Source organism: Labrys sp. ALF-8, assembly GCF_059699065.1.
In genome coordinates this window covers 481,541-508,018 of record NZ_AP048538.1, presented here as the reverse complement: position 1 = coordinate 508,018, position 26,478 = coordinate 481,541, and the positions used below count along the sequence as shown (strand labels likewise).

14 protein-coding genes are annotated in these 26,478 nt (G+C 62.6%); 6 read left to right on the top strand and 8 right to left on the bottom strand.

Translation table 11 applies throughout. From position 1 onward, the window contains the following. The first annotated feature begins 110 nt into the window (after positions 1-110). From AC6H34_RS22150 to AC6H34_RS22130, 5 genes are all read left to right on the top strand, one after another. Positions 111-824, top strand: a complete 714-nt coding sequence (locus tag AC6H34_RS22150) for a sugar transferase (protein WP_448147119.1) — start codon at positions 111-113, stop codon at positions 822-824. A gap of 171 nt (positions 825-995) precedes the next feature. Further along, entirely contained in the window at positions 996-2,150 is a 1,155-nt protein-coding gene (locus AC6H34_RS22145) for a glycosyltransferase family 4 protein (RefSeq protein ID WP_497540240.1), read from the top strand. A 127-nt stretch (positions 2,151-2,277) separates the two neighbouring features. Then, entirely contained in the window at positions 2,278-3,720 is a 1,443-nt protein-coding gene (locus AC6H34_RS22140) for a hypothetical protein (RefSeq protein WP_497540239.1), read from the top strand. A gap of 258 nt (positions 3,721-3,978) precedes the next feature. Continuing rightward, positions 3,979-5,658 (top strand): CpsD/CapB family tyrosine-protein kinase, encoded by a 1,680-nt coding sequence (locus AC6H34_RS22135; RefSeq protein WP_497540238.1) that lies wholly within the window; start codon positions 3,979-3,981, stop codon positions 5,656-5,658. Positions 5,659-6,231: 573 nt separating this feature from the next. Then, positions 6,232-6,954, top strand: a complete 723-nt coding sequence (locus tag AC6H34_RS22130) for a LuxR C-terminal-related transcriptional regulator (RefSeq protein WP_497540237.1) — start codon at positions 6,232-6,234, stop codon at positions 6,952-6,954. 305 nt (positions 6,955-7,259) lie between these two features. Here the strand turns inward: AC6H34_RS22130 and AC6H34_RS22125 are convergent, their stop codons facing one another. The 6 genes from AC6H34_RS22125 to AC6H34_RS22100 all read right to left on the bottom strand — a co-directional run bounded on the left by AC6H34_RS22125 (position 7,260) and on the right by AC6H34_RS22100 (position 23,480). Then, positions 7,260-8,003, bottom strand: coding sequence for a LuxR C-terminal-related transcriptional regulator (locus tag AC6H34_RS22125; protein WP_448147113.1), 744 nt, complete (start codon positions 8,001-8,003; stop codon positions 7,260-7,262). Between the two features lie 861 nt (positions 8,004-8,864). Further along, positions 8,865-9,974 carry an alpha/beta hydrolase gene (locus AC6H34_RS22120; RefSeq protein ID WP_497540236.1) on the bottom strand — a complete coding sequence of 370 codons (1,110 nt, stop codon included), beginning with the start codon at positions 9,972-9,974 and terminating at the stop codon, positions 8,865-8,867. Next, positions 9,971-12,451 (bottom strand): condensation domain-containing protein, encoded by a 2,481-nt coding sequence (locus tag AC6H34_RS22115; RefSeq protein ID WP_497540235.1) that lies wholly within the window; start codon positions 12,449-12,451, stop codon positions 9,971-9,973. The genes AC6H34_RS22120 and AC6H34_RS22115 overlap by 4 nt, the downstream gene beginning before the upstream one ends. Before the next feature lie 5 nt (positions 12,452-12,456). Further along, the gene (locus tag AC6H34_RS22110; RefSeq protein ID WP_497540234.1) at positions 12,457-20,574 is read right to left on the bottom strand and encodes an amino acid adenylation domain-containing protein; all 8,118 of its coding nucleotides are present in this window, start codon (positions 20,572-20,574) and stop codon (positions 12,457-12,459) included. Then, positions 20,571-22,472 (bottom strand): amino acid adenylation domain-containing protein, encoded by a 1,902-nt coding sequence (locus tag AC6H34_RS22105; protein ID WP_497540233.1) that lies wholly within the window; start codon positions 22,470-22,472, stop codon positions 20,571-20,573. Before AC6H34_RS22105 ends, AC6H34_RS22110 begins: the two co-directional genes overlap by 4 nt. A gap of 201 nt (positions 22,473-22,673) precedes the next feature. Continuing rightward, the gene (locus AC6H34_RS22100; RefSeq protein WP_497540232.1) at positions 22,674-23,480 is read right to left on the bottom strand and encodes a methyltransferase, TIGR04325 family; all 807 of its coding nucleotides are present in this window, start codon (positions 23,478-23,480) and stop codon (positions 22,674-22,676) included. A gap of 458 nt (positions 23,481-23,938) precedes the next feature. Between AC6H34_RS22100 and AC6H34_RS22095 the strand changes: the two genes are divergently transcribed. Continuing rightward, positions 23,939-24,667, top strand: a complete 729-nt coding sequence (locus AC6H34_RS22095; RefSeq protein ID WP_497540231.1) for a 4'-phosphopantetheinyl transferase family protein — start codon at positions 23,939-23,941, stop codon at positions 24,665-24,667. 96 nt (positions 24,668-24,763) lie between these two features. Here AC6H34_RS22095 and AC6H34_RS22090 read toward each other — a convergent pair whose 3' ends face one another. Further along, on the bottom strand, positions 24,764-25,402 hold the full coding sequence (locus tag AC6H34_RS22090; RefSeq protein WP_497540230.1) for an acyl-homoserine-lactone synthase: 639 nt from the start codon (positions 25,400-25,402) through the stop codon (positions 24,764-24,766). A 76-nt stretch (positions 25,403-25,478) separates the two neighbouring features. Further along, positions 25,479-26,213, bottom strand: coding sequence for a LuxR family transcriptional regulator (locus tag AC6H34_RS22085; RefSeq protein WP_448147106.1), 735 nt, complete (start codon positions 26,211-26,213; stop codon positions 25,479-25,481). Positions 26,214-26,478: the final 265 nt, after the last annotated feature.

The window sequence follows — 26,478 nt, the reverse complement described above, 5'->3', positions numbered from 1 at the left end:
TTGCAACAAACAAAACGTTGTTCCCAGATGCCGCAACGCAACATGCTGAGCGGCGGATGTTCGAGTGTTCGGTAACATAACGTAACATGCCACTCTGACCGAGGCGACAGATGGAGAACTTGGCTAGCTCTGAAAGTCTAAGCCGGATTGCCGGTAACGAGGACGCCTCCCTGTTCCAATCAAGGAAGCGGACCTCCGGCGTTGTTCTGGATCTCGCAAGAGCAAGCAAGCGCGGGTTCGACGTCGCGGTGGCGACTTCAGCGCTTGTATTTTTGCTCCCTATGTTCCTTTTGCTTGTTGCCGTGCTGCTGGTTGCTCAGGGACGCCCGATCTTCATCCGACACAATCGCATAGGACGCGGAGGCGCGAGCTTTCCCTGCCTCAAGTTCCGCTCGATGGTGACCAATTCGGATGTGGTTCTGCGCGAATATCTGGCAGCCAATCCAAGCGCTCGCGAAGAGTGGAAGGAAAACCACAAGCTCAAGAACGATCCGCGCATCACGGCGCTGGGTCATTTCCTGCGGAAGTCCAGCGTCGACGAGCTTCCCCAGCTCCTTAACGTGATCCGCGGTGACATGAGCCTCGTCGGCCCCCGGCCGATCGTACGGGACGAGGTCGCTCGCTACGGAGCGCATATCGAGGACTATCTGCGTGTCCGCCCCGGCCTTACCGGTCTGTGGCAGGTCAGCGGGCGCTCCGACACATCCTATCAGCACCGCGTGGGCCTCGATGTTCGCTATGTGCGGGAATGGAGCCTGTGGAAGGACATCGTCATCATCTTCAAGACGATTCCCGCCCTACTCCAGTCGAAGGGCTCCTACTGAGCCGATCCGGGCTGCCTCGCCCCGGTTCTCGTGAACAATCAACAGCGCCGCCCCGAATACTCACCTTCGGGGCGGTGTTTTATTTGATACGGCGGGGCCGGTTCCGGAAGCGGCAATACTTGTTCGCTGCGGACCCGTTTGATAGCCTGTGCCGAAATTGGGAAGCTTGCGATGATCGCCGATGCAACGCACCCGCCTGGTGCGACCGGTTCGGCTCTTGCGGAGCGGGCCTCGAAGCCCGACATGACCGGCCTTCCGCCCTTCGCCGTCAACGGGCGCTTCCTCACGCAGCCCGTCACCGGCGTGCAGCGCTACGCTCGCGAGATCACGGACCGGCTGGATCGCATCCTCCAGGAGAACAACCGGCGGGCGAAACTGTACCTTCCGGCCGGCGAGACGCCGATCCCGCCCTACCGGGGGCTGGAACCGGTGAGATCGCATCGCCTGGGCGGCCATGTCTGGGAGCAGGCGGTCCTGCCCCTGCAGGATCCCACCATCCTCCTCAATCTATGCAATCTGGGGCCGGCCCTGCGCCGCAACCAGATCGTCTGCATCCACGACGCCAATGTCTACAACATGCCCGAAAGCTACAGCCGGGCGTTTCGCAGCCTTTATCGCTTCCTTCTTCCCGTGCTGGCGCGACAAGCCGCCGCCATAACGACGGTGTCGCATTTCTCCGCCCGGGAGCTGGCGCGCTTCCTGCCCTTGAAGGCTGAAGGGATCACTGTTCTGCCGAACGGGCACGAACATGTGTTCCAGTGGGACGCCGGCCGCTCCGCTCTGTTGCAGAAGCACACTTTTGCGCGCCCCTACGTCTTCATCCTTGGTAGCCGGGCTCGCCACAAGAACACCGGAATGATCTTCGGCCTGGCGAAGGCTCTCGACGAACTGGGCATCGATATCGTCGTGACCGGCGGCCAGGCGGGCATCTTCGCGGACGACAGCCAGTCCGCCGCCCCTGCCCCCAATCTGCGGTTCATGGGCTTTGTCAGTGACGACGACCTCGCGGCCCTGCTCGGTGGTGCCTTGTGCCTGGCTTTTCCGTCCTTCACCGAGGGATTCGGCCTGCCCATCGTTGAGGCCATGGCACTGGGATGCCCCGTGATCTCGTCCGATCGGGCAAGCATGCCTGAAATCTGCGGCGATGCGGCACTGATGTCGCCACCCGACCAGCCGGAAGCCTGGCTAGCTCAGATCAAGCGGCTCAACGATTCGCCGTCATTGCGCGACGAACTGCGCGAGCGTGGCCGTGAGAGGGTCAAGTCCTTTTCCTGGGATACATCCGCGCGAGGCTATCTCGACCTCATGAAAGGAAGCCGGCTCTGAACGGGAACACGCCTGCCATCCTTGCGACGAGCCTCGCGCTGTCCGCGGCGGTGGGTGGCGGCTGCCGCCCCTCGGCCACCATCCAGCGGGCAGGACCGTGGGAATTCGGCATGGGGGCAGCACTCGGATGACCATAGAGCCAATCGGTGCGGTAGCGCTGCTGCTGGGCATCCTGATCCTTCTCAGGGGACCGGTGCTCGGCTTCTATATCCTCATCCCTTCCGGGTTGCTGGGTTCCTGCGCGGTCCTCTTCCTCACGGCATTGGGCGGCGCCCCGGTCCAGCCGGCGCATCTCATGCTGGGCTTCGTCATCCTGGCGATGTTCGCCCAACCCGGGACCACGGGCCAGATGTGGTCCGCCCTCGCCTTCCCGCGGGAGGGCTTCTGGCTGCTGATGACAGCTCTATGGGGGACCATCGGCGCCATCCTGTTCCCGCGCATCTTCGCCGGGGCGGTCTATGTGTCGGCCATCTCCCAGGCAGGATTCGACGGTGCCGCCGCACTGATGGTGCCGCTCGGCCCCACGACGGGCAACCTCACCCAGTCCGTATACTTTCTCGCCGATGTTGTGACATTCCTGGTCTGCTACGTATTCGCCAAGAGCCGCGACAATTTCAACGTGCTGGCCCAAGCCTATTTCATCTATTGCGTCCTCAACATTTTCTTCGCGCTGGTGGATCTCGCGACCTTCTGGACGAATACCGGCTTCCTCCTGGACTTCATGCGCAACACCACATACGCGATCCATGACGATACGGTCATCGCCGGCTTGAAGCGCATCGTCGGCTCCTTCACCGAGGCCTCCTCCTTCGGTGGCGTAACCCTCGGCACATTCGGCTTCACCTTCAGGCTCTGGCTGGGCGGCGTGCGGCCGGCGCTCACCTTCACGATTGCCATGATCAGCCTGATCCTGCTGGTCCTCTGTACAGCCACGACCGCCTATGTCGCGCTTCCCCTGGTCCTGGGGATTCTCTACATGACCTCGCTGTGGCGCATGATCCGCGGCCCGGTGCCCAAGACCGTCATGGCCTTCCTCATCTTTGCCCCGCTGCTGTTCCTGGTCATCGTCGCCGCCGCCATGCTGATTCCGGCGATCGGCGACCAGATCTGGGCGATCGCGGACCAGATGCTCTTCAACAAGGCGACCAGCCAGTCCGCCGAAGAGCGTGGCAGCTGGAACAAGGCCTCCATCGAGACGTTCTTTGCGACCTACGGCCTCGGCGGAGGCATCGGCGCCGTGCGTTCGTCGAGCTTCCTGCTCGCGGTTTTCGGCAATCTCGGCGTGATCGGCTGCATCACCTATGGACTCTTCCTGCTGCTCATCCTGTTCAGGCGCAGCAGCAAGCCATTGGACTGGTACGTGCATGAGGTGCGCGCGGCGGCCCGCACGACCTGTGTCGCGAACCTCATCAGCAGTGCGATCTCCTCGTCCCTGATCGATCTGGGATTGTCCTTCTTCATGCTCGCGGGCCTGGTCTGCGCCGCCAGCGAAACCAGCCATGTCGAGGCGGGGAAACGGCAGGAAGAGGAGGAAATACCCAACATTCTGCAGCCTCGGCTGCAGTCCTGATGTCGGATGTCCGGCACGGATCGAAGATCGAACACGCTTCTCATTGCAGCTTTCGGTCCGGAACCTTATAAGCAATTCGGCCAATGGTACTCATACTAAACGCTAGATTCCTCGGCTGCTCGAAAGAGTCATCGGATCATGCCATTTATCGGATGCGCAACTTGCATCTGAGCAGGTAAAAAAGTGGGGAAATGCGGCTCATTCCGGTTTCCTTACATTCACCGCGTATTTGACATTTAAAGGTTCAAGGCAGCCGGAATGCTCTATCTCAGGCCGCTCAACGATCAGCCTAACCGCTTCAGCCCTCGCGATGTCATCGTGGAAGTTCTGCGATATGGCCGCGGGCTGGCGCTATGGTTCATTCTCTGCATGGCGCTGGCGGTTGCCTATCTGGTCTATACGCCGCCGGAGTACTACGCATCGACCAATGTCATCCTGGAGCCGCGGAATTCATTTTCCGCTCTGCAGGGCAACGATGCGACCCTGCTCCAGGTCAACCTCGACAACTCCCAGGTCGAAAGCCAGATCCAGATCGTGAGATCCGAGAGGGTACTGCGATACGTCTTCCAGACCCTGAACCTGCAGAACGATCCGGAATTGATGGGCAAGCCCTTTACGGGGCCGGACCCGACCGGCGAGGTGGCCAAGCGCCAGGCCGAGGCGGCTTTCCAGTCCTTCTCGAATCGAGTCACTGTGCGCAGGATCGGACAGTCGCTGGTGCTCGAGATCGGCTACCGGTCGAGTTCCTCCGTCCGCTCGGCCAGCATCGCCAATTCAATCACGGCTTCCTTCATCCGCGAACAGATCGAAGGTAGGTCCCTGACCATTCAGCGCAGCAACGACTGGCTGCAGGGGCGCATCGACGAAATCAAGTCCCAGCAGCAGGCGAGCGAGGAAGCCGTGCGCAACGGCGTCCTGCCGGACAGGCAGTTCTCCGCGTCCGACTCGCGCATCATCAGTTCGGCGACCGAACCCCTGGCCAAGAGCTATCCCCAGACCAAGCTCATTCTCGCGCTGGCCTTTGCGCTTGCCCTGCTCACCGGCCTCGGAGCCGTCGGTATCCTGCACAGCCTCGACCGAACGCTTCGGGCGAAGCGGCACATACAGCGGGATCTCGGCCTGAACTGCATCGGCATCGTGCCGATGGCGACGGAAAGCAGGGACGGAGGCCTGCTTAGCAGGGCGATCAACCTGCCGCGCTCGACCCTGAACGGCCTGCGTTCGCTGTGGCCGTTCCACGGTGAGGACCAGACGGAAAATGGCGAGGATTTCCTCTCCTACAGCACGTCGCGGGCGGGAACGGTATCGCCCTTCGCCGAAAGCCTGCGGGCCGTCCGCACGGCCATCATGGGCAGGGAGGTCAGCTCGGGGCCGCGGCTCATCGGTGTCGTCTCCTGCCTTCCCGGCGAAGGCAAGACCACCATCGCCTCGAACCTGGCCCATCTCTTCGCTGCGTCGGGGCGTCATACGATGCTGGTCGACGGCGACCTGCGCAACTCGACGCTCACGCGGCGCTATGCGCCGAATGCCAAATATGGCCTCAGCGACGTGCTGCAGCACAGCGAAAGCCAAATTACCGTTTCCGACGTGAACATCGCGCCGCGGCTGGATTTCATCCCGGCGATGGGCAGCGGCAGGAGCACCGACATCAATCTCTTCATCGGCTCCTCGGCCATGCAGGGGGAACTGAAGGTGATGAAGGCCTACGATTATGTCGTCGTGGACCTGCCGGCGATGAGCATGTCATCGGACGTAAAGGCCCTTGCTCCCCTCCTCGATGCGATGGTGTTCATCATCGAGGCGGGCCGGACCACGAGCGATGACGTCACAGAGGCCCTGGAAACGCTCCAGCAAGCCAACGGCAAGGTTCTCGGCGCTATTTTGAACAAGGTTCCCAAGCGCGACTGGCCGACCTTGCTGCGTCGCCCCAGGCAATAGCTCTTTAGATGAGCGGATGACGACTTGCGTCCATCCACAAATCGCCCAGCTTAACCCATTTGGATTTCGCCCACTCGCCCGAGTGGGCTCGACAACGTGCAGTTCCCTCTGGAAATACTCACATCGGGGGACTTAGCGGGCAAACCTACTACCTACTGCCTTTGGGTTAGACGATACCTAAATTGGGCCCGCCACCATCACCGTTCCTATCAACATTGCTAAATTGAAATGAAGGGTCATTTCAATCATTCTGCGACCATGCAGTATGGCGTAGAAGGGTTTTTGGCTACAGGATTGTGAATAGTGCGGCAGATAACGTGACGCACTATAAGTAATTCCTCCAAAGATTACATTTAGGCTGCTATGCCAAGCCGTCGCCGAACGGTCAAGTCAAGCAAGAACACAGAGATTGAGTTCTTTGTGGAGTTGCAGGATCTGCGCGAAGAAGTATCGCGACTTTGTTCCATTGACCTGTCCGTGGAGGCAACCGGTGAGCCCAGCAAACTGCAGGTTACAAGAGATCCATCCCCTCCGGCATCCTCGCGCTTGCCGGATCAATCGAGTGGCAGCTGCATGGTTGCGAGTAGTCTGATCGGGCCGATAGTTCTGATCAATAACAGGGCGCTTCAACGCGACTGCCTGAGTCGCGTCCTGGCGATCGAATTTCCGCACCGTGCCGTGCTGACCTTTGCTTCGATCGACGACTGGAATGCCGTCGCCGACCAGGAGGCTTCCACGCCCCTGATCTTCCTGTGCGAAGGCGACAGCGTTGTCGACCTCGCGGCGCTCGGCCTGGGATCTGCCACCCGGCAGCCCACCCCGGTCATTCTCCTCTCCGATGCCGAGGACCCGGCAAGCATCTTCCGCGCGCTGGACATGGGCGTGAAGGGCTACATTCCCTCGAGTCTCGGGATCGAAGTCGCGATCGAGGCAACGCGCCTCGTTATGGCTGGCGGCGTATTCGTGCCGGCGGCCAGCCTGATCCGCGCTGCCAGCGAACCCGTGACGATGCGCCCCGAACTCGCCGGAAGACCGCACGCGCCGATCTCGCCGCGTCAGTTGTCGATCATAGCGGCGGTCAGCCGCGGGAAATCCAACGCCGCCATAGCCAACGAGCTCAATCTTCGCGAGAGCACGGTCAAAGTGCATATTCGCAACATCATGAAGAAGCTCAAGGTGAAGAGCCGGACGGCCATCGCTCACAAGTCGCGCGATATCCTCCGTGCCCAGGGCCACGAGATCTACAATGCCCCCGAGACCACCCGGCCGCTAGGACCAAGTATAAAGGTCTCCTGACGAGGAAGCAGCGCTATTCACCGATGGCGGCGCCGCCCGCCCGGGCCGCCACTCCGATCGCCCCTTGGAGGGCTCTCCCGCGTCGCCGGCTGGTTGCATACGGGCTTTGGCGCCGGCAGATGCCCGCGCACGCATCGTCCGTATGGCATGGGCAAGGGAACCGCCTGGTGGCAGTGGCGATCTGCAGCGCAGCCGTGAATGAAATGAAGCCACCAAAAGGCGACAAAAGAAGTTGGCGCGCACCGGAGTCACCCGGGAGCGCGCCCGCTTCATGAAAGAGGAGAGCCTGCCGAAGGCCCTCCAGATCAGAACAGCTCGTTGGTCAGGAACGCGATCTCGGTACGGTTGCGCGCCTTGATCTTCCGCATGATGTTGCGGACATGCACCTTCACCGTGCATTCGCCCATGTTGAGCTTGTAGGCGATCAGCTTGTTCGATTCACCCTGGCGGAGGCGATCGATGACCTCGAGCTGGCGCTGGGTAAAGACGCTCTGACGAGACTTGCCGCTCGTTTCCGCTTCCGCGGTCGCCGGCGAGTTGGAGCCTCTCGACGAGAGAAGGCCGCTGGCCGGCACGAAGGTTCCACCCGCGCGAACGAGGCGGATGGCAGCGATCGCGACATCCAGGTTGGAGCTCATCGCGATATAGCCCTTGGCTCCGCGCTCGAGAGCCGCAACGATCTCGCTTGGCTCGTCGAAATCGGACACCATGATCACGCGCGCCTCGGGCTTCGTCTGGATGACGAGATCGAGATCACGGCGAACGGCTGCTTCGGTGGATTTACGGCCGGTGGCACACAGAAGCACGATCAGAGGAGCGTCCTGAGCATCCTGCTGCTGCCAATCACCGACGCTTGCATAACCCTTGGTGAGGAAATTCGGCTCGGAAGCCGAAAGACAGCGCATCAGACAGCTGCGCGACAGCGCATTCTCATCGATGATGGCGATGCGCGTTTGCAGATCCGGGTCGAGCTTCACGCCCGAGCGGACATCGTTCGAGCCTGCGGGGTATTCGTCCTTCTTGAAATCAAGAACGGCTGTCGAGGGCACGGAAGAAGGCCCTCCCCCTGTCGCAAACGGCTCCAATTCTTGGCGACCCACAGATAAGTCGTTCACAGTCCCAGTCTCCGAATAAATGATTTTTCCCAACGCCGCCAGCAAGCCTGTCCCAACCAAGCCGCGGCACTCAATATCCTGGCAACATTCGTGGTTCTAGCAGCCACGCTTAATTTCAATCCGGGCGGAGGAGTATTATGTTACCTCGAAAGGACGAGGTATTGCCCGGAAAATTTTCCCAGATGCCTAACCATTATGCATCGATTCCGATGTAAACTCCATAAGAATGCAGAATGGCCCTGCGGAATTTGTATGATGCGTTACGTTAGACATCATTGGCCGTGACACCTGCGTGATACCGTTAGGATAGGTTTCAGTCTAAAGTTGGGCCGGCACCTCCCGGTAATCACGCATTTCCTAAGGTCAACTCCTGTGCAGGATTCGATCCCTCGAAAGCCGGATCGTCCTACCCCCTCTTTCTTCAGGGATTCCCCGTTCAGCTCTGTGCGAAATCGCACAGCGGCCCGCAAAAAACGCTCTTCGACAGGAGGAGGTGTATCCCTGGGAACAGGATCCTACCCCTGCTGCGAGATTGGAGCGTGAAATCAATCGGGCGGGACAACGGCCCGGGAAGGATCCAGCAAATCGTACTGCTGCGGCATTACGTCCTGCCTGCCCTTCGACCTTTTCGCCTCAGAATGGAGGAGCGGCCGATTCTCGCGCTTCGGCACCTCGTTCGAATCACACCTGCCCGAATCGGGAGATGCTCGGCTTACTGGCATCCGCACCGGTTCGGCAAGATGCCCTGCGGGAGGGGAAGGCGGGTTGGCGGAATGCCGTCAGCGCGAGGCCGCCTCATCGGGATGCGGAGGGCGGTCTCGCAAACTCCAGACGCACCTGCTGGTACGGAGAGGGCATGTCGTCGATCAAGCTGGTCGGGGTGCCGGCCACATAGCGCTCGAAGAACGTCAGGATATAGGCGTCCACGATGTCAGGAATGCCTCGGGCGCTGGGCAGCAGCGCCACGAATTGCTGTGCGATCGAGCGTTTGGAAACGTCGACGAAGCTCTCATGGTTCGCGCCGGTCATGACCAGATAGTAGCCGCCATGAGCAATCATGTTGGCCCGCAGCCGGCGATAGTCGGAATCGTTCAGCTGCGCGAGGAGGCGATCCGGCACGTCGGGCGAGGAAAGCTCTTCCGGGGTCGGCATCGGCGTATCGTCGCTGATCTCCATGAGAGGCTGTACCACCCCAAGCTTGGCAGCATCGGCAAAGAGCCAACCGTCCAGGTTGAGCGCCGCCTTGAAGCGCGGATCCTGCCACGCCGTTTGCGCTGCGACGGCACCGCCGAAGGAGTAGCCGAGGATCCCCGCCCGGCTGAAGTCGAGGCTGCGCAGAAGGGCCAGCGTCCGGCTCGTCGCGGGGCATGTAGCCGCCGCAGTGAGTGCATCGAAGACGGCGCTATTGTCCGAAGCGAATTGGCGGGCCTTGTGATCGGCCACGAGCCTGGTCCTCTCGAACGACTCCTGAGAGGAGAAATCGAGGAACTGCCCGTATTCGTCGAGGTCCAGCCGGTGATCGATGCTGATGACGACGAAGCCGTGCGCCACGAGATTCAGGATCTGTCCGAAATGACTGTCGCTGCTGCCGCCCCATGCGGCGTTGAACAGCAGCAAGGGACGAAGGCGTCCTGCGTCCGGCACATCCACCCCCTCGCGTGGGTACCAGGCCTTAACCACCAGCCGGCGCCCGATATCCGCAAGGCCCTCCACCGCATGTCCCCCCGGGCAGAGCTCCGTCAGCGGCAGTGCCAGCATGTCGACGCCGGACGTATCGGCGCTGGAGGGGCCTGGGGCCCCCAGGCCGGCCACGACCATGCCTGCCAGCAGGCGCACGGCGGAGGACAGGGTCCGCCATGCCTTTAGTCGCGTCTTGAGGCCGACAAGGAACGGCCGCCGGCTCATTGCTGGCCGGACTGCCGCTTCAACGTGGCATTGATGATATTGGCGATCGTCGTCGAGCCCGCGCGGCGAAGCAGATCGCTATGACTGCCGGGAACCGCCGCCATGGTGACTGATTCGGTGGTCAAGGACTGCCACCCCATCGTCTTGTCGAGGAACGGTCCGAGGGGCATGTCGGCATTGTGGATGGAGAGGATGGGGACAGGCAATTGCCGGGTCTCCTGGCTCCAGCCGGCCTGGTCGATCCATTTATTGCGTTGCGTGATCTCGTCGATGTCGGCATCCGGTCTGGAGCCCAGCCCCAGCGCCGCGAAGATCCGCCTCGTGAACATCCCCATGCGGCGGAGAGCATTCCTGCGCCCCTCCCCGCCCCTGAACAGTTGTCCGACATAGAAGGTCAACTTCTGGACGCGATAGGAAGCCTCGGCCAGAGATGCCCGCAACCTCGACTGCCGCTGCAGATATTTCGGCGCCCACGCATCGATCGCCACCAGGAGTTCGACGCGTTCTCCCTTTTCGGTTAGCTGGCGCGCGATCTCGAAGGAGAGACGTGCCGCGAAGCAGAAACCAAGCAGGATATAGGGGCCGTTGGGACGAACTTCCTCGATAGCGCGCAGATAATGCGAGGCCAGCTCGGAATAGGGTATTTGCGGCCTGCTCTCGACGAAATCCGGCACGGGGATGGCAATGAAGGGACGCTCTTCTCCCAGGCGATCGGCAAGATCCTGGAAGATGAAGGTGTCATGCACGGCCAGGATCGGGATCTTGTCGCCCTGAGACTGCATGACGACCGCATTGCGGGTCGGCGCCGGCGGCTCGCCGACCAGAAGGTTCGCCAAGCCGGCGATGGTCGGATATGTGTAGAGGTCTTCGAAGGCGATGCGCCGGTCGAAAGCTTTTTCGACGCGCGACAGCAGGCGGAATGCAGTCAGGGAGTGCCCCCCAAGCGCGAAGAAATTGTCGGTTCGGCCTGGCGCCGGAATCTTGAGGACGGCCTTCCAGATCTCCGCTAGCTGAGCCTCCACGCCGTCCCGCGTCAAGGGAGCGGGAGCAGCGGGTGCCTGCAGCGCGGACTTTGCCGGTACCGCCGCCTCGAGCGCCCGCGCGGGCACCGAGGGCCTCTCGGCAATCGCCCGGTCGGGATTCGCGACGAAGCCTTCGAGCAGACGGTGCAACTGCAGGAGATAGCCCTCCGCCGTCTCGGCATTGTAGAGCGCGGTGTTGTACTCGCAGGACATTCGCCAGCCGTCCGGCCGCTCGACGAAGAAGAAGTTGAGATCGTAAAGCGCGCCTGGCGAGACCGAAGGCATGTCGATCAGCGTCAGGTCTGGCCGCACATCCGTCGGGATGAAGGAGCGCTGGCAGATGACATTGACGGAGAAGAGCGGATTGCGGCCCGGATCGCGCACCGGCTTGACGATGGCCACGATGTCCTCGATGGGCATGCGCTGGTTGACGAGAGCGCCTTCGATGACATCGTGCATCCGCATCATCAGCTGGCGGAAGCTCGGCATTCCCCCCGCATCAACCCGCAGCGGCACCGTATTGATGAACGGTCCGATGACATTGTTGAGTTCCACCCGGTCGCGGCCGGCGATCTGGGTGCCGAGGGTGATGTCCTCCTGCCCCGTGAGGTGATGGAGCATGCCGACGAGGGCACTGGCACCGACCATGAAGAAAGTGCAGCCCTCCGCCGTCGCCAGGGCCGTCATGGCGTCGGTCAGCTTGCGGGGCAATTGGCGGCCGGCGATTACTGCCGGCGCCGCTCCCACGGAGCGCGGCTTGTCGGTCGGTAGGTCGAACGGCTTGAACCCGGCCAGCTGACGCGTCCAATAGGCACGCTCCGCCTTGAGGTCGTCGACCTTGATCCATTCGGTCTGCCAGACCGCGAAGTCGGCGTATTGCAGCGGCAGGTCCGGCAGTTGGGGGGTGTCTCCCCTCAGGGCCGCCTGGTAGAACGTCATCATATCATGGGCAATGATCCCCACCGACCAGCCGTCACTCGCAATATGATGGACCGTAACAAGGATGATGTGTTCTTCCGCTCCCACCTTCAGGAGCGTCGCGCGCAGATTGGGAACCGCCGTCAGGTCGAAGGGCTTGCGTGCCTCGATCAGGCTGATGCGCTCCCTTTCCTCCAGCCGCGCGGGCTCGGGCAGGAGCGTAAGATCGATCACCGGGAGTTGCAGGGTGGCTTCAGGCATGACGAGCTGGACCGGCTCGCCGTCGATCTCGCGATAGGCGGTTCGGAGGATCTCGTGCCGCTCGATCACCTCGTTCAGTGCTTCCTGCAGCACGGGAACGTCGATCCGTCCCTGGAGCCGCCAGCGCACCGCGACATTCAAGGCCGGATTTTCCGGCGTGATCTGATCCAGAACCCAGAAGCGGCTCTGGGCCAGGGAGCACGGGAACTCATAGATCTCCGGCTCCGGAGCCAGGTGATCCATCCCGCCGCTGTTTCCGGGGTCAGAATTCGTCATAAACGTCACCGTTCGGGATACTGGACAGTACTGACCGCCGCAGCCGCCGCGCCGCTGATGCGACGGCCGGCCCTGGCGACACGGACGAGCTGGGGCAGCTCGGGCTGAGCTTCCGGCGGCGCCACCGTGGCAATGGTTGCGGCCGCCCTGGCGATGGTCCGGTTCTGCAGAAGGGTCTTGGCCGAAAGAGCCAGCCCCGCCTGATTGGCCCGCGCCACGATCTGGAAGATATGGATCGAATCCGCCCCCAGCGCGAGCAGGTCGTCCTCCACGCTTACCCTCGACTGCCCCAGCACATCAGCACAAATCTGCGCGAGCAGGATCTCGGGCTCGCTGCGGGGAGCCACATAGGTGGTTTCGTCGCCGAGCGACGCCCCGTCCGGCTTGGGCAAGGACCGCCGATCGATCTTGCCGCTGGAGTTGCGCGGCATCGCATCGAGCCTTACCCATTGGCTTGGCACCATGTAGTCGGGCAGCGTTTCCCCAACGGCCGCACGCAGCCTCTCGATACGCGGGGCCTTGTGCTCCGGTGCTTCGAAATAGGCGACCAGCCGCGGATCGCCGGGCGTATCCTCCCGCAGGATGACCGCCGCCACGTCCAGGCCTGCCTTGCCCAGCGCGCCCTCGATCTCGCCGAGTTCGATGCGGAAGCCGCGCAGCTTCACCTGGTGGTCGTTGCGTCCGAGGAGTTGCAGGCGTCCGCCCGGCAGCAGGCGCGCGAGATCGCCGGTTCGATAGAGGCGTCCGCCCGCCTTGCGCGAGATGGAATCCGCGATGAACTTCTCGGCTGTCAGCTCGGGCCGGCGGAAATAGCCGCGCGCCACGCCGTCGCCGCCGATATGTAATTCGCCCACGACACCGACGGGCACGACACGGTCGAACCTGTCGAGAATGTGAAATTGCGTATTGGCGATGGGATGGCCGACGGTGATCGGCTCGGGACCGGGCTTGATGAGCGCCACGGATGACCAGATCGTCGTTTCAGTCGGCCCATACATGTTCCACAGCTCGCCGCCATTCTGGACCAATTGGTCGGCAAGGCTGCGGGGCAACGCCTCTCCCCCGCAAAGCATCTTGAGGTTTGGCGAGGGCCGGAAGCCGCTCTCCAGCAGGATCACCCAGGTGATCGGCGTCGCCTGCATCACCGTGGCCCTGCTCTCCTCGAGGCGCCTGAGCAAAGCGAAGCCATCCGCCGTTTCGCCTTGCGGCGCGATGACCACGCTGCCACCCGCGGTCAACGGCAGGTAGAGTTCGAGCGCCGCGATGTCGAAGGAGATCGTCGTCACGGCCAGCAACCGGTCGCTGGCGGTAAAACCGGGCGTGGCGCGCATCGACGCGAGGAAGTTCGCCACGTTGCGATGGCTTACCTCGACGCCCTTCGGCTTGCCGGTGGATCCTGAAGTGAAGATCACATAGGCGAGATCCTCCCCCCGGACGTCCACCGAGCCCGCCGCCAGCGGCGCGAGCGACGCGATCGCTTCGCGCTCGGTGTCAAGCTGGATGACCCTTGCCGTACCGAAATCCATGCCGGCATGAGCGGCCTGGGTGAGCACCGCCGAGACCTGGGCTTCCTCGATGATCGAAGCCAGCCGGGCCGCCGGATGATTGGTCGCCAGGGGCACGTAGGCACAGCCGGCCTTGAGCACGCCGAGCAGGGCCACGAGCATGTCGATCGAGCGGTCCACCAGCACCGCCACGCGCGAGCCGCGCGCCACGCCGCGGCCGGCAAGACAGGCAGCGACCTGCCCCGCCCTGCGATCGAGGTCGCGATAGCTTACCGTCTCGTTCTCGAAGGATGCCGCCTCGGCACCAGGCGCTACCGCAACCTGCGCTTCGAAGAGGCCGTGGATCGTGTTCAGCCTCGCTTGGAGGGGCACGGTGAGCACCGGGCCGTCAAGCGTCGCGACCTCGTCCCCCGGAGCGACCAGCGGGAGCCTTTCGACAGGCGTGCTCATATCCTCGGCAATGGCCCGCAGCAGGCTGCGATAGTGGCCCATCCAGCGCAGGATCGTGGACTCGTCGAAGAGATCGGCATTGTAGTCGCAGTCGACACGCAGCCCGTTCGCGGACTCCGTCACATTGGCGAAGAGATCGAATGTCGAGAAGCTCTTCGGATTGGCGGATACCTCCGTCTTTAGCCCCGGGAAGGCGAGGTCGCCTCCCAGGCGCTCCAGATTGAACTGGACCTCGGCAAGGGGCAGCCGGCTTGGATCGCGCGGTAGAGTGAGCTTGCGCAGCACGGTGCCAAGCGTGCAGCTGCGATGGTCATAGGCGTCCAGCACGTTCTGCCTCGTCGCGGCGAGGAAATCGGCGAAGCTCACGCCATCCCGCCATGTCGCCCGCAGCGGAAGCAGGTTGACGCAGTGCCCTACCAGCGCCCGGTCGTCCTCGATCAGGGACTGGCCGGCGGCAGGGATGCCCACCACAACCTCGTTCTGACCGGCGAGCCGGCCCATCAGGACCTCGAAAGCCGCCAGCAGCGTGGCGAAGAGCGTGCTGCCGCGCTTGGCACCGGCCCTCTTCACGGCATCGTAGAGCGGCTTGTCGATGGCGAACTGCACCGAGCCGCCGTTGAAGTTCTTGATCGGCGGACGCGGTCGATCGGTTGGCAGTTCCAGAGGCGGAGGCGCGGTGCGGAACTGCGCCACCCAATAGCTTTCGTCAGCGGGGGAGCCGGCGCTTTGCTGCTCGCTTCGAGCATAGGCGCTGAAGGCAAGCGGCTCGGCCAGAACGGCCTGCGTCTTTTCGATCCTGGCGCGGTAGAGTTCCGAAAGCTCGCCGATCAGCACGTTGACCGACCAGCCGTCGCAGACGATGTGGTGGGCCGTGAAGACGAGCACATGCCTGCCGGCGCCGAGGCGCAGGAGCTGTGCTCGCACCAGCGGTCCGCCGACCAGGTCGAAGGGCGTCCTGGCGTCCTCCCCGATCCGGATTTTGAGCGCCGCTTCCGGCGATGTCTCGGCGGAGAGATCGATGACCGGCAGATCGAGCCGAAGCTCCGGCGCGAAATGAATGAGGGTGCCCGTGGTGTCGAAGCTGGCGCGCAAGGCGTCATGACGCGAGATCACCTCGTTGAGCGAGGAAGTGAGGGCGCCGGCGTCGAGTTCCCCATCGAAGCTCAGGCTGATCGACTCGTTGAAGGCGCAGGAGGCCTCGTCGCCAAGCTGAGCCGACAGCCACACTTCGGTCTGCGAAGGCGTCGGCACGATCGGCCCCGAAGGGGCGGCCGCCTCGGGGACGGGGCTGGCGGCCGGCGAGACCGCGCCGATGGATTCGTCCCGGGGCAACAGGTCATCCGCCTGCATCGCCTCGATGCTCTCGCGGAAGGCCTGGACGATGCGCGCGACGTCCTCGTCGGTGTGCTCCGTCGTCAGGAAGCACGGGAAGCCCTCATGTACGTAAACGCCGCGAGCGCGCAGATGATAGTAGAGCAGGCTGCCGAACCGGTAGTCATGGCTCGGCTGCATGTAGAACATGCTGCCGTAAACCGGGGTCGGCAAGCTAAGTCCGTGTTCGGCGAAGCAGGTCTGGAGTTGTTCGACCAGGCGGCCCATTCGCGCGGACACCTCCTCCTGGAGCGCGGGCCCCCTCGCCTTCATGTGCTCGAGCACGGCCAGCAGCGCCGCGAGGACGAGGGGATGGCGCACGAAGGTGCCGGCGAAGAAGGTGACGCCAACCTCCGGATAGGAGTCGTCGCCATAGTTCCAGATGCCGCCGTCGAGCGCGTCCATGAAGCTCGCCTTGCCGGCAAGCACGCCGACAGGCAGGCCGCCGCCGACCACCTTGCCGTAGCAGGCGAGATCCGCCTTGACGGCGAACACCGTCTGCAAGCCGCCAGGATGCATGCGGAAGCCTGTGACGACCTCGTCGAAGACCAGCGCCGTGCCGGACTCCTGCGTGATGGCCCGCACCTGCTTGAGGAATTCGACCGGCCGCAGGTCGGGCCGACGGCTCTGCACCGGCTCGACGACGACCGCCGCGAGCTCGCCCGCGTGCTGGCGAATCCAGGCCAATGCATCGTCCGAGCCATATTCCAGCACGGTGATGTTCTCGACCGACTGGGGCGGGATGCCCGGAGCAACCGGGAGAGAGCGATGTTCGCCCTTGCGCACCTGGCCCTTGACCAGGACCTCGTCGAACTGGCCGTGATAGTCGCCGGCAAAGGTCACCACGCGCTGGCGCCCCGTAACGGTGCGTGCGACGCGCATGGCGGCCATCACGGCTTCGGATCCCGTATTGCAGAACGTCACGCGCTCATTGCCCGTCATCTCGCAAAAGAGCGTGGCGACCTGGCCGGTCAGCGCCGATTGCGGACCGATCGCGAAGCCTTCCTTGAGCTGCCGGTCGACCGCCTCGACTACGAAGTCCGGCGCGTGGCCGAACATGGTCTGGCCATAGCCGTTGACGAGATCGATATATTCGTTGCCGTCGACATCCCAGATGCGGGATCCCTTCGAGCGGGCCGCCACGACCGGATAGACCATCTCCTTCCAGTCTGGGTTGAAGCCGGAGGCGGCGCGCGGATCGGCCAGTACCTTGCGATAGTCCTGGGTCATGCGCTTGGAGCCAGGGCTGCGCGCGCTGTAGAGGGCGGTCAGAGCATCGATATGGGCCCGCTGGCGCGCGTCGATACCCTGATCATGCGATTTCTGGGTGTTCTTGTAGACGGCGAAGCGGGAGGGCAGGTCCTTGTCGGCCCCTTCGGCTGCAACGGGTGCGGTGGCCGGTGCCGGTGCAACCGGAGCGACCCGCGAGGCGGAAACCACCTGAGGGGCCGTGGCTTGTGCGGGAGCTGGCGTTACGGCCGGCAGGGCGACGCCGCCGCGCAGCACCTCCAGTTGCTGCTGCATGAGCTGGGCCATGACCTGCAGCTGATCGCGCATCAGGCCTTCTACCCCCGCGGCGCCGCCCGCCAAGGGAGCTGTCGCGAGAGGCGCAAGCTGCGCCACCGCGACCACCGGAGCGACGGGCGACGGCTGCGCCGCCGGCACCTGGGCCACGACGGGAGGCGCGGCAACGGGCTCGGGTGCCGGAGCGAACCGATCCGGAGGCAGTGTCGCCGCCACATAGTTCGTGAGGGCCTCGATGCTGCCGAGATCGCCGAGGAGCGCCCGGAAAGTGATCTTGAGGCCGAACTTGTTGAGCAGTTCCTGGGCCGCCTGGGTGAGGAAGAGCGAGTCGAAGCCCATCTCCAGGAAGGTCGTCCCGAGGGGAGCCGTGCCGACGTCCTCGCCGGAAAGATCCTCGAAGATCGAGACGACGAGGGCACGGATGGCGTTTTCGCGGGCGTTCGGGTCAGGCATGGCGGCTTGCTCTGGGAGCGGCATTGCAGGGATATCCTGAGTCGCGCCGACAGGTGTCGGCGCCGGATCGGTGGAAACTGTGGCCACGGCAATCGTCGCAGCAGGCAGAGCGCCCTGGGCTTGTTTGGGAGCGTCGATCCAATGACGCTCGCGCTCGAAAGGATAAGTCGGCAAGCTGACCCGCCGACGCTGTGCGCCATCGCGCAGAACGGCCCAATCTATCGGGACGCCGGCTGCCCAGAGTCGGCCAAGCGCCTCGGCCATCGTGTCATCATCCGTACGTTCCCTAACGGCATCCCCAAGGGATGGCACGACGACCCTGCCCTTCGCCGCTCCCTGAAGGGCCAGCGAGGTCAGCGTATTGCCGGCGCCGACTTCAAGAAGCACGGCGTTCTCGTCGCCGAGCAGCAGGGCCAGGCCGTCCGCAAAGCGCACGGGCTGGCGGAAATGACGCGCCCAGTAGTCCGGAGAGGTCGCCTCGGCCACAGTGATCCACTGACCCGTGACGCCCGAGACATAGGGGATGGCGGGTGGGTGCAGCGCCAGCTTGCGGACATGGCCCGTGAAGGGCTCGATGATCGGGTCCATCATCGGCGAATGAAAGGCATGCGACGTGTGCAGCCGGCGGCTGACGACATTGCGCTCCTTGAGCACGGCTTCCAGCCGGTCGATGGCTTCATGCGGGCCGGCAGCCACGCAGAGAGACGGGCCGTTGATGGCGGCAATGGCGAGATCGCCGTCAAGAAGCGGAACCAGCTCCGCCTCCGGCAGGCGAACCGCCAGCATGCCGCCGGAGGGCAGATCCTGCATCAGGCGCCCACGCGTGGCCACGAGCGGCAGCACCTCCTCCAGCGTGAAGACGCCGGCGAGGCAGGCAGCTACAAACTCGCCGACGCTGTGGCCGATCATGGCACGAGGCGTGATGCCCCGGCTCATCCACAACCGCGCCAGCGCGTATTCGACCGAGAATATGCCGGGCTGCGCATAGCAGGTCGCCGCCAGTACCTTGTGATCGTCCTCGCCTCGCTCGGCCGGATACAGGATCTCGCGAAGGTCGCGTTCCAGATAGGGCCTCAGAATCTCGGCGCAACGGTCGATATCGGCCCGGAAGCCCGCATTGCCCTCATAGAGGTCGCGGGCCATGTCGGGATACTGCGATCCCTGCCCTGGGAACATGAACAGCACGCCAGGCTCGGCGGCGGCCTTCACGGGACGGGCCGAGGCAGAACTCTCCAGCGCCGCAACCGCTCCGGTAAGATCGCGTGCCGCGGCGGACCAGCGATAGTCGAAGGCCTTGCGACCAGCCTGGAGCGTATGGGCAACATCCGCGAGGCACAGATTGGGATTCTCGCGCAGGCGCCCGGCCAGCGCCACGCGCGCCTTGCCGAGGGATGCCTCGCTGCGGGCGGAAAGCGCGATCACCTCGACCGCGTCGGCGGCAGGCCGTGCGGAAACAGCCGGCGCCTCCTCCAGCACGATATGCACGTTGGTCCCGCCCACCCCGAAGGCACTGACCCCGGCCCGGCGGGGCTCGGGACCTTCCGGCCAGTCGTTCAGGGTCGCATTGACGAAGAAGGGCGTATTCTCAATGTCGAGACGCGGATTTGGCGTCCTGAAATGCAGTGTCGCCGGCACCTGCCGATGCTGCAGGCTGAGCGCCGTCTTGATGAAGCCGACGACGCCCGCCGCCGCGTCGAGATGGCCGACATTGCTCTTCACCGAGCCTATGGCACAGAATTGCTTGGCCTCGTCGCCGGTGGCCCGGAAAGCCTTCGTCAGCCCGGCGATCTCGATCGGATCGCCGAGGGGAGTGGCCGTTCCGTGGCATTCGACATAGCCGATCGAGCGGGGTTCGATGCCGGCATTGGCGTGCGCCATCATGATGGCGTTCGCCTGCCCGTCGGAACTGGGCGCGGTAAAGCCGACCTTGGCCGCACCGTCATTATTGACGCCGCTGCCACGCACGACGGCGTAGATGTGGTCGCCGTCGGCAACCGCATCCTCCAGCCGCTTCAGCAGGACCGCCCCTGCCCCGCTGCCGAATACCGTGCCGTTGGCCCCGGCGTCGAAGGTGCGGCAATGCCCGTCCTCGGAGACCATGCCGCCTTCCTGGCTGAGATAGCCGCGCTTCTGCGGGAAGGTGATGGAGACGCCGCCGGCGATCGCCATGTCGCATTGAAAAAGCATCAGCTGCTGGCAGGCCTGCGCAATCGCCATCAGCGAGGTCGAGCAGGCGGTGTTCAGGCTGAAGCTCGGACCGTTGAGGTTCAGCTTGTAGGATACGCGCGTGGCCAGGAACTCGCGGCTGGCGCCCAGCAGCATGGGATACTGCCCCACCTGGAAGGCATTGGTGAAGTCCTCCGAGGTGCCGCGGTTACCCAGGACATGATGGAGGAAATAGGTGTTCATGCTGCAGCCAGCGATCACGCCGATGGCGCCCGGATAGCTGGAAGGATCGTAGCCGCCGTCCTCCAGCGCCTCCCAGGCACATTCGAGGAAGACGCGATGCTGCGGATCCGTCAGTTCCGCCTCGCGCGGATACATGCCGAAGAAGCCTGCGTCGAAAAACTCCACGTCCGGCAGGATCGGCCGGGCGCGCACGAAGTTAGGTGCCCTGCGAACATCGGGACCGAAACTGTCCTCCAGTTCGCTATCCTCGAAACGGGTCACCGACTCCACGCCGTTGCACAGGTTGCTCCAGAACTCGCGAACGTTGCGAGCGCCGGGGAAACGGCCAGCCATGCCGATAACGGCCACCGCGTTGAACGGAAGCTCCTCGGCCTGTGTGCCGCCGGGAAGATGGTCCAGAGGCTCGCTCATTTGGCTCCCCCTCCTTGACGCTGGCGCAACCGCTGCAGCGCCTCTGCCTGCTGGCGCGCCCGCAATTGCCCCGCACCGACCACGGTTGCCTGGGACGCGGCACTGCCGCGAATGAATGCGGCGAGCGCCTTGATCGTGGGCCGCTCGAAGAGATCGTTCATGCGCAGCGCGGGATGAACACTCTCCTGGATGTCGTTCAGAACGGTCACCATCTGCAGCGAGCTACCGCCCTGGTCGAAGAAATTCACGCTGGTGCTTACATGCGGAATGGCCAGCACCCGTGCCCAGATCGCAGCGATTTTCTGTTCGAGTTCGTCCCTTTGCTCAGGAATGACGGGGCTTGCCGTAACCATGGGGGCCGGGAGAGCCTTGCGATCGAGCTTGCCGTTCTCCGTCATCGGCAGGGCGGCGAGTTCGACGAAGGCCGAGGGCAGCATGTAGTCCGGCAACGTCTGCGCCAGATAGGCCCGAAGTTCCGCCGCCGAGGTCGGAGTAGCGGCAGGGACGACATAGGCCACAAGGCGTGCCTCGCCTGCCGGCCCATCCCTGCGGGCGATGACGGCACAGGCGCTCGCGCCGGGATGACGGATGAGCTGGCTTTCGATCTCCCCCGTCTCGATGCGGAAGCCGCGGATCTTCACCTGGTCGTCGCTGCGGCCGAGATATTCGAGATCGCCATCCGGCAGGCGCCGCGCGAGGTCGCCCGTCTTGTAGAGGCGCTCCGTCACGCCGCTCGCGGGCGAACGCCACTCGATGAAGCGCTCGGCGGTGAGTTCGGGGCGATTGAGGTAACCCAGGCACACGCCGCCGCCCCCGACATACATCTCGCCGACCTCTCCCTGCGGGACGGGTCTGCGTGCTTCGTCGAGCACATGCACTGTAAGATCGGGGATCGGCTCGCCGATGACGCTACCGCGATTCTCGTCGAGATCCGCGAGATTGATCGGCCGGTAGGTGACGTGCACCGTGGTCTCGGTGATGCCGTACATGTTGACGAGTTGCGGCTTGCGGTCGCCGTGGCGGGCAAACCAGGGACGCAGCATCTGCAGTTCCAGCGCCTCGCCGCCGAAGATCACGTAGCGCAGGCTGAAACTGCCCGGCTGATGGGTGCTGCGCCGGTCCGCCTCGATCAGCGTGCGGAAGGCCGACGGCGTCTGGTTGAGCACGGTCACCCGCTCGCGCACCAGCAGGTCGAGGAACTCGGAGGGCGAGCGGCTGACGACGTAGGGCACCACGACCACCCGGCCGCCATAGACCAGCGCACCCCAGATCTCCCACACCGAGAAGTCGAAGGCGTGGGAGTGGAAGAAGGTCCATACGTCCTGTGGGCCGAAACCGAACCAATGCTCGGTCGCTCCGAACAGGCGCGCGACATTGCGATGGGTGACCTGGCACCCCTTCGGTCTACCTGTGGAGCCGGAGGTATAGATGACGTAGGCAAGCGAATCGAGGTCCTCGGCGACCACCGGAGCGGTCGCCGGCTCCTGAGCGAGGGCGGCGGCATCCGAATCAAGCAGAAGGGCCGGCACGTTGCTTTCCGGCAAGGAGGGCCGCCCGGTCGAACTGGTCACGAAAGCGACCGGCTTCGCATCCTCGAGCGTGAAGACGAGGCGATCGCGAGGGTAGCCAGGATCGAGCGGAAGATAGCCGGCCCCCGACTTCAGGATGCCGAGCAGCCCGACCACCATGTCGATGGAGCGCTCGAGCCCTATGGCGATCAGGCAGCCGGGCCCCGCCCCCATCTTGCGCAATCGATGGGCGAGCTGGTTCGACCTGGACTCCAGTTCACCGTAGGTTATGGCCGCGCCATCGCATGTCACCGCAATGCTTCCCGCACGGGAGGCAGCCTGCTGACTGATCAGAACATGGATGGGCCGCGCGGAAGCAAAATTGGTCACGGGGCCTCCGGATAAACTACCGCGCCATAGTTAAATCCATGGCACGATACATACGAATTACATCGACCTAGCCGTTGGCGGCAGTCGAACAGCGCTCGGCAAGACATTTCCTCGAAAGCCGCTCCGACACGGCGAACTTCTTCATTTTGGACCCCAAACCAATTCCACATAATACAACCCTGGCCCTCAGAGGAGGAAAAATTATTCCAGGACGAAATAAAATCCAGAAAATTGTTCTATATTATATTTTGAGTATGCAGGAATTCTACAACCGTGCCCTGGATTCCGCCATTCATCGACCAAACGATACCCCAGATCCGTAAAATTCGAAAGAAACTCTTTTCTGTTAAACAGATAATACGGACAGAAGGATGTACCGATGGATTGCAGCGTCACGACAGTTTCGCCATCCTGTATTGGAGTTCGGTTGATCAGCACATGCCGGGGTCGCCTCGCAGCCTCCCTTAGGGAGCGGAACGGATCTTCCACGAACTGCAATACACCTGAAGCCAGGTAGATGTCGGCCTCGTCCAGACCTTCGAAGTCGGTAACGAAGGAAAGTTGAGTCGCGCCCTCCTGCTCGGCGATTGCCGCGCCAGCGGCGGCAACGGCCGGCACGTCGCAGACGATCCACCTTATGTCTTCGGGATAGGCGAAGTAGGGCCTGAAATTGAAGAAACTGATGCCGACATTGCCGCCATAGTCGAAGATCACGCTGCGACCGCGGATCAGCTTCTGCATCCAGAACATCACGGGATAATCGGTCGGAGACACCTGATGGCGCTCGGATTCGAGCCGGAGCGCCGAGGCGTCGTTGTCGTAGCCGATCGGTTTGGTGGCCGGGGCAGACGCCCGTGCGCTGGCGAAATCGGGATAGACGCCACGAAACAACCGTATGTTTCCCGAAGCCATGGCAAAGTAGCGATCGTAGAGACCACTCAGAACAGGCAAGGCAGCCATGCCGTCAAGGCGCCGGCCCAGGCGTCTCGCAACAGCACGAATGTTCATGTCCTCGCCCCTTTCACCACCTACCGAAATGGCGGGCTCCCATTCTCATGGGTATCATCCCGCCACAGCCAATCCTGAACGATGTTTTCCCTACTCAACCGACGCAGATACCGACCAGAACGAGAATAGACGGGGCGACGAACACCTGAACTCCATCCGCCTGGGACGTAACCTACGGGAATCGCAAGTCAAACGATTGGTACCTCTCCAAATCAAAACGACATCCGAATACTAGAGGCCGTAGACTCCCGCCTCAATTCCGGAATTCGAGGACACCCAATAGGGAAAAAGGAAGCGAATTCGCCCAAAGGGGTATGCAGGCACCCCCGCGACGGAGACGTCTCGTAATACCTCCAAAGTGCTAATGTCACCGCAACGGACACTAGGCCAAGGGCTTGCCGGGCCTGCCGATTTGGTTGTAGCGAGAGCGAGCATCGCAAACTGGCGTCGAACCAACCATGCCTCCCCCCAGACCAGCGCATCGTCCGGATGGAAATGACGTCCATCTTTGGTTGTGGCAGCTGGAGACATCTCCTGCCGATTTCGAAGCCTTCTGGCAAAGCCTCTCGCCGGACGAGCGCCAGAGGGCCGATGCCTTTCGATTCGAGAAGCACAGGCAGCGTTTTGTGATAGCCCGGGGCCGGGTTCGTGCCATTCTGGCCCAATATCTGGGTGTCGGACCCGCCCAGGTCGCGATCGACTACGGCCCCGCCGGAAAGCCTCGCAGCATGACACAGCCTGCCGCCTGGCATCTCGACTTCAACCTCAGCCACAGCGAGGCCAGCGCCGCGCTCGCAATATCCGCTGGCATCGAACTGGGCGTGGACATCGAGCATGTCCGGCCGATGGAGGAGGACATCGCTCGCCATATCTTTTCGGCACCTGAGCAGGCACAGTTCGCGGCGCTGCCCCAGGCCGGCCGGAATGCGGCCCTCTTCAAAGGCTGGACATGCAAGGAGGCCTGCCTGAAGGCCCTGGGCACCGGGCTGCAAACGCCGCCCTCCCATTTCGAGTTCGATCTTTCGAAGGGCGAGCCAACGAGCCTCCTGCGCGTCGGTGGAAGCGCCCTCGAAGCCTTTTCCTGGCAGTTGAGTTCGTTCCGCGTATCCGGAACCTGCATCGGCGCCGTCGCGGCACGCGCCCGGGGGTGGTCGCTGATCCCGATGTCTCGAATGGAGGAGCCCTGACATCGCTTCCGTCGCTCCGCGCGGCAGAAACTCCAGGGCTCTTGGTTGTAGCCTGCGCCGCATTGGGCAGGAAGCATGCACGCGCTTGTGACGGCCTCAAGCGGCCGCGGCATGCACCTGTGTATCGGGCAGGAGCACCGAGCCGGCGATCTGACCAGCGCGCGCAATACGGCTGCGCATGTCCTCGCTGATCTCGAACAGGCCGGCATAGGTCATCACGCGGCCGATGCGGGTGGGAACGCCGATGATGTCGGCCGGGCAATCGGCGAGCTTGAATATGCGGGCCATGCGGGCGTCGTAGACCGACACCACGAAATCGATGCCCGCCAACATGCCGACCTCCACGATGCCGCAGAGAAGCTCGGTCGTCACGGAATGAAGCCGGCGATTGCCGTCGGTGGCGAGATCCGGATCGATCGCGAAACGGGAACTCTCCCAGATCAGCGGGCTCTCGACGATCTCCCCATCAGGCAAGAGCACGGAGAACACATCGCGGAGCATATTGGGGCCGGTCGTCGGCAGAAGACGCAGACCGCCCTCGACCCGGCCGGTATACTGGTTCCTCGATACTAGATAGACGGGATCGCAATCGTCAAAATAATCGACTTCCTGACCATCTCGAACCTGAACTTCCCAATTAAGCCTGTCCTTAAAAACCCTAGCCCGCATTCTATAAAGTGAATCGAGGGTTTCGGCATGCAAATGACGTTCACTACTTTGAATGACCTCAATCATCGAACAGTCCCTCCATCGAAAACTGTTCGACTTTACTTAGGGACTACTCCTATAGAAATACGGCAGATTTGACGGGTTACCTCACTCCGAAAAAAATGCTCATATTCAGTGCCTTAGCGACAGCATGTGTAACATTGGTTGCGTTGAGTTTCGCTCGGGCAAGGTCGAGATAAAACCGTACCGTCCTATCCGACAGGGAGAGAATGGTCGCCGTCTCCGAAACGGTTTTGCCCCGTGCCACCCACTTCAGGCACTCGATCTCGCGCGGAGAAAGATGGACTTCCTCCTCCACCACGGTTTCCGTGCGCAAGATCGCATTGTGAATGTGATAGGCAAGCACCTGAAAGTCGCGTTTGAAGGCACGCAGCGTTGAATCCCATTCAGCGTCCGGAACGTCGCTCGTAATGGTAAAAAGCGCGCGTTCTCCGTGCTTTCCGCGAATGGGAAAGGTCAATCCTTGTCGGCCAAGCCCGAACTCCACGGCCTCGCCGAAGAATGTTCGCAGCTTGGCCCCCTTCAGATCGAACTTTCGCCAGTCGATCGGAAGGACGGCCGAAAATCCCTCCCGCAGGACGGGATCAATTCTCACATAATTTTCACTCTTGTAGTGCTCAACCCAATCGTCGGAGTAAGTAACAGCCAGATATGGGTCATCGCTTGTAGAGCTCGGAATATTTACAGCAAAATAGGCAGCAGTGCGCAGCCCGTAGCTCTGAACAACACGGTTCAACATGGTCTTGACATCGGTAGATGTCGGCACACTACCGATCTCATCTACAATATCATAATATATCTTATCGAGCGCCTTCATGTTTCGCCCCCAAAGCATCAAAACGGTATGATAGTGCAAAACGAGCGGCCACGCCAGTTTTCAAACTACTTCTTGCACCGAGACTACATAGGGGCAATGCTCGGATAATGTACCTTATTATTTTTTTCAATCTCCAAACTGAGATGTCCGGAACCTGAAATTCCGGGCGCATTTCCCAAGGAGTCGTGCAGCGCTCTAGTTCTCACGTCGCCTTCGATGCAAGGGAAGGAACGTTGAGTTTAGTATCGTGTAGAAAAACCCTACT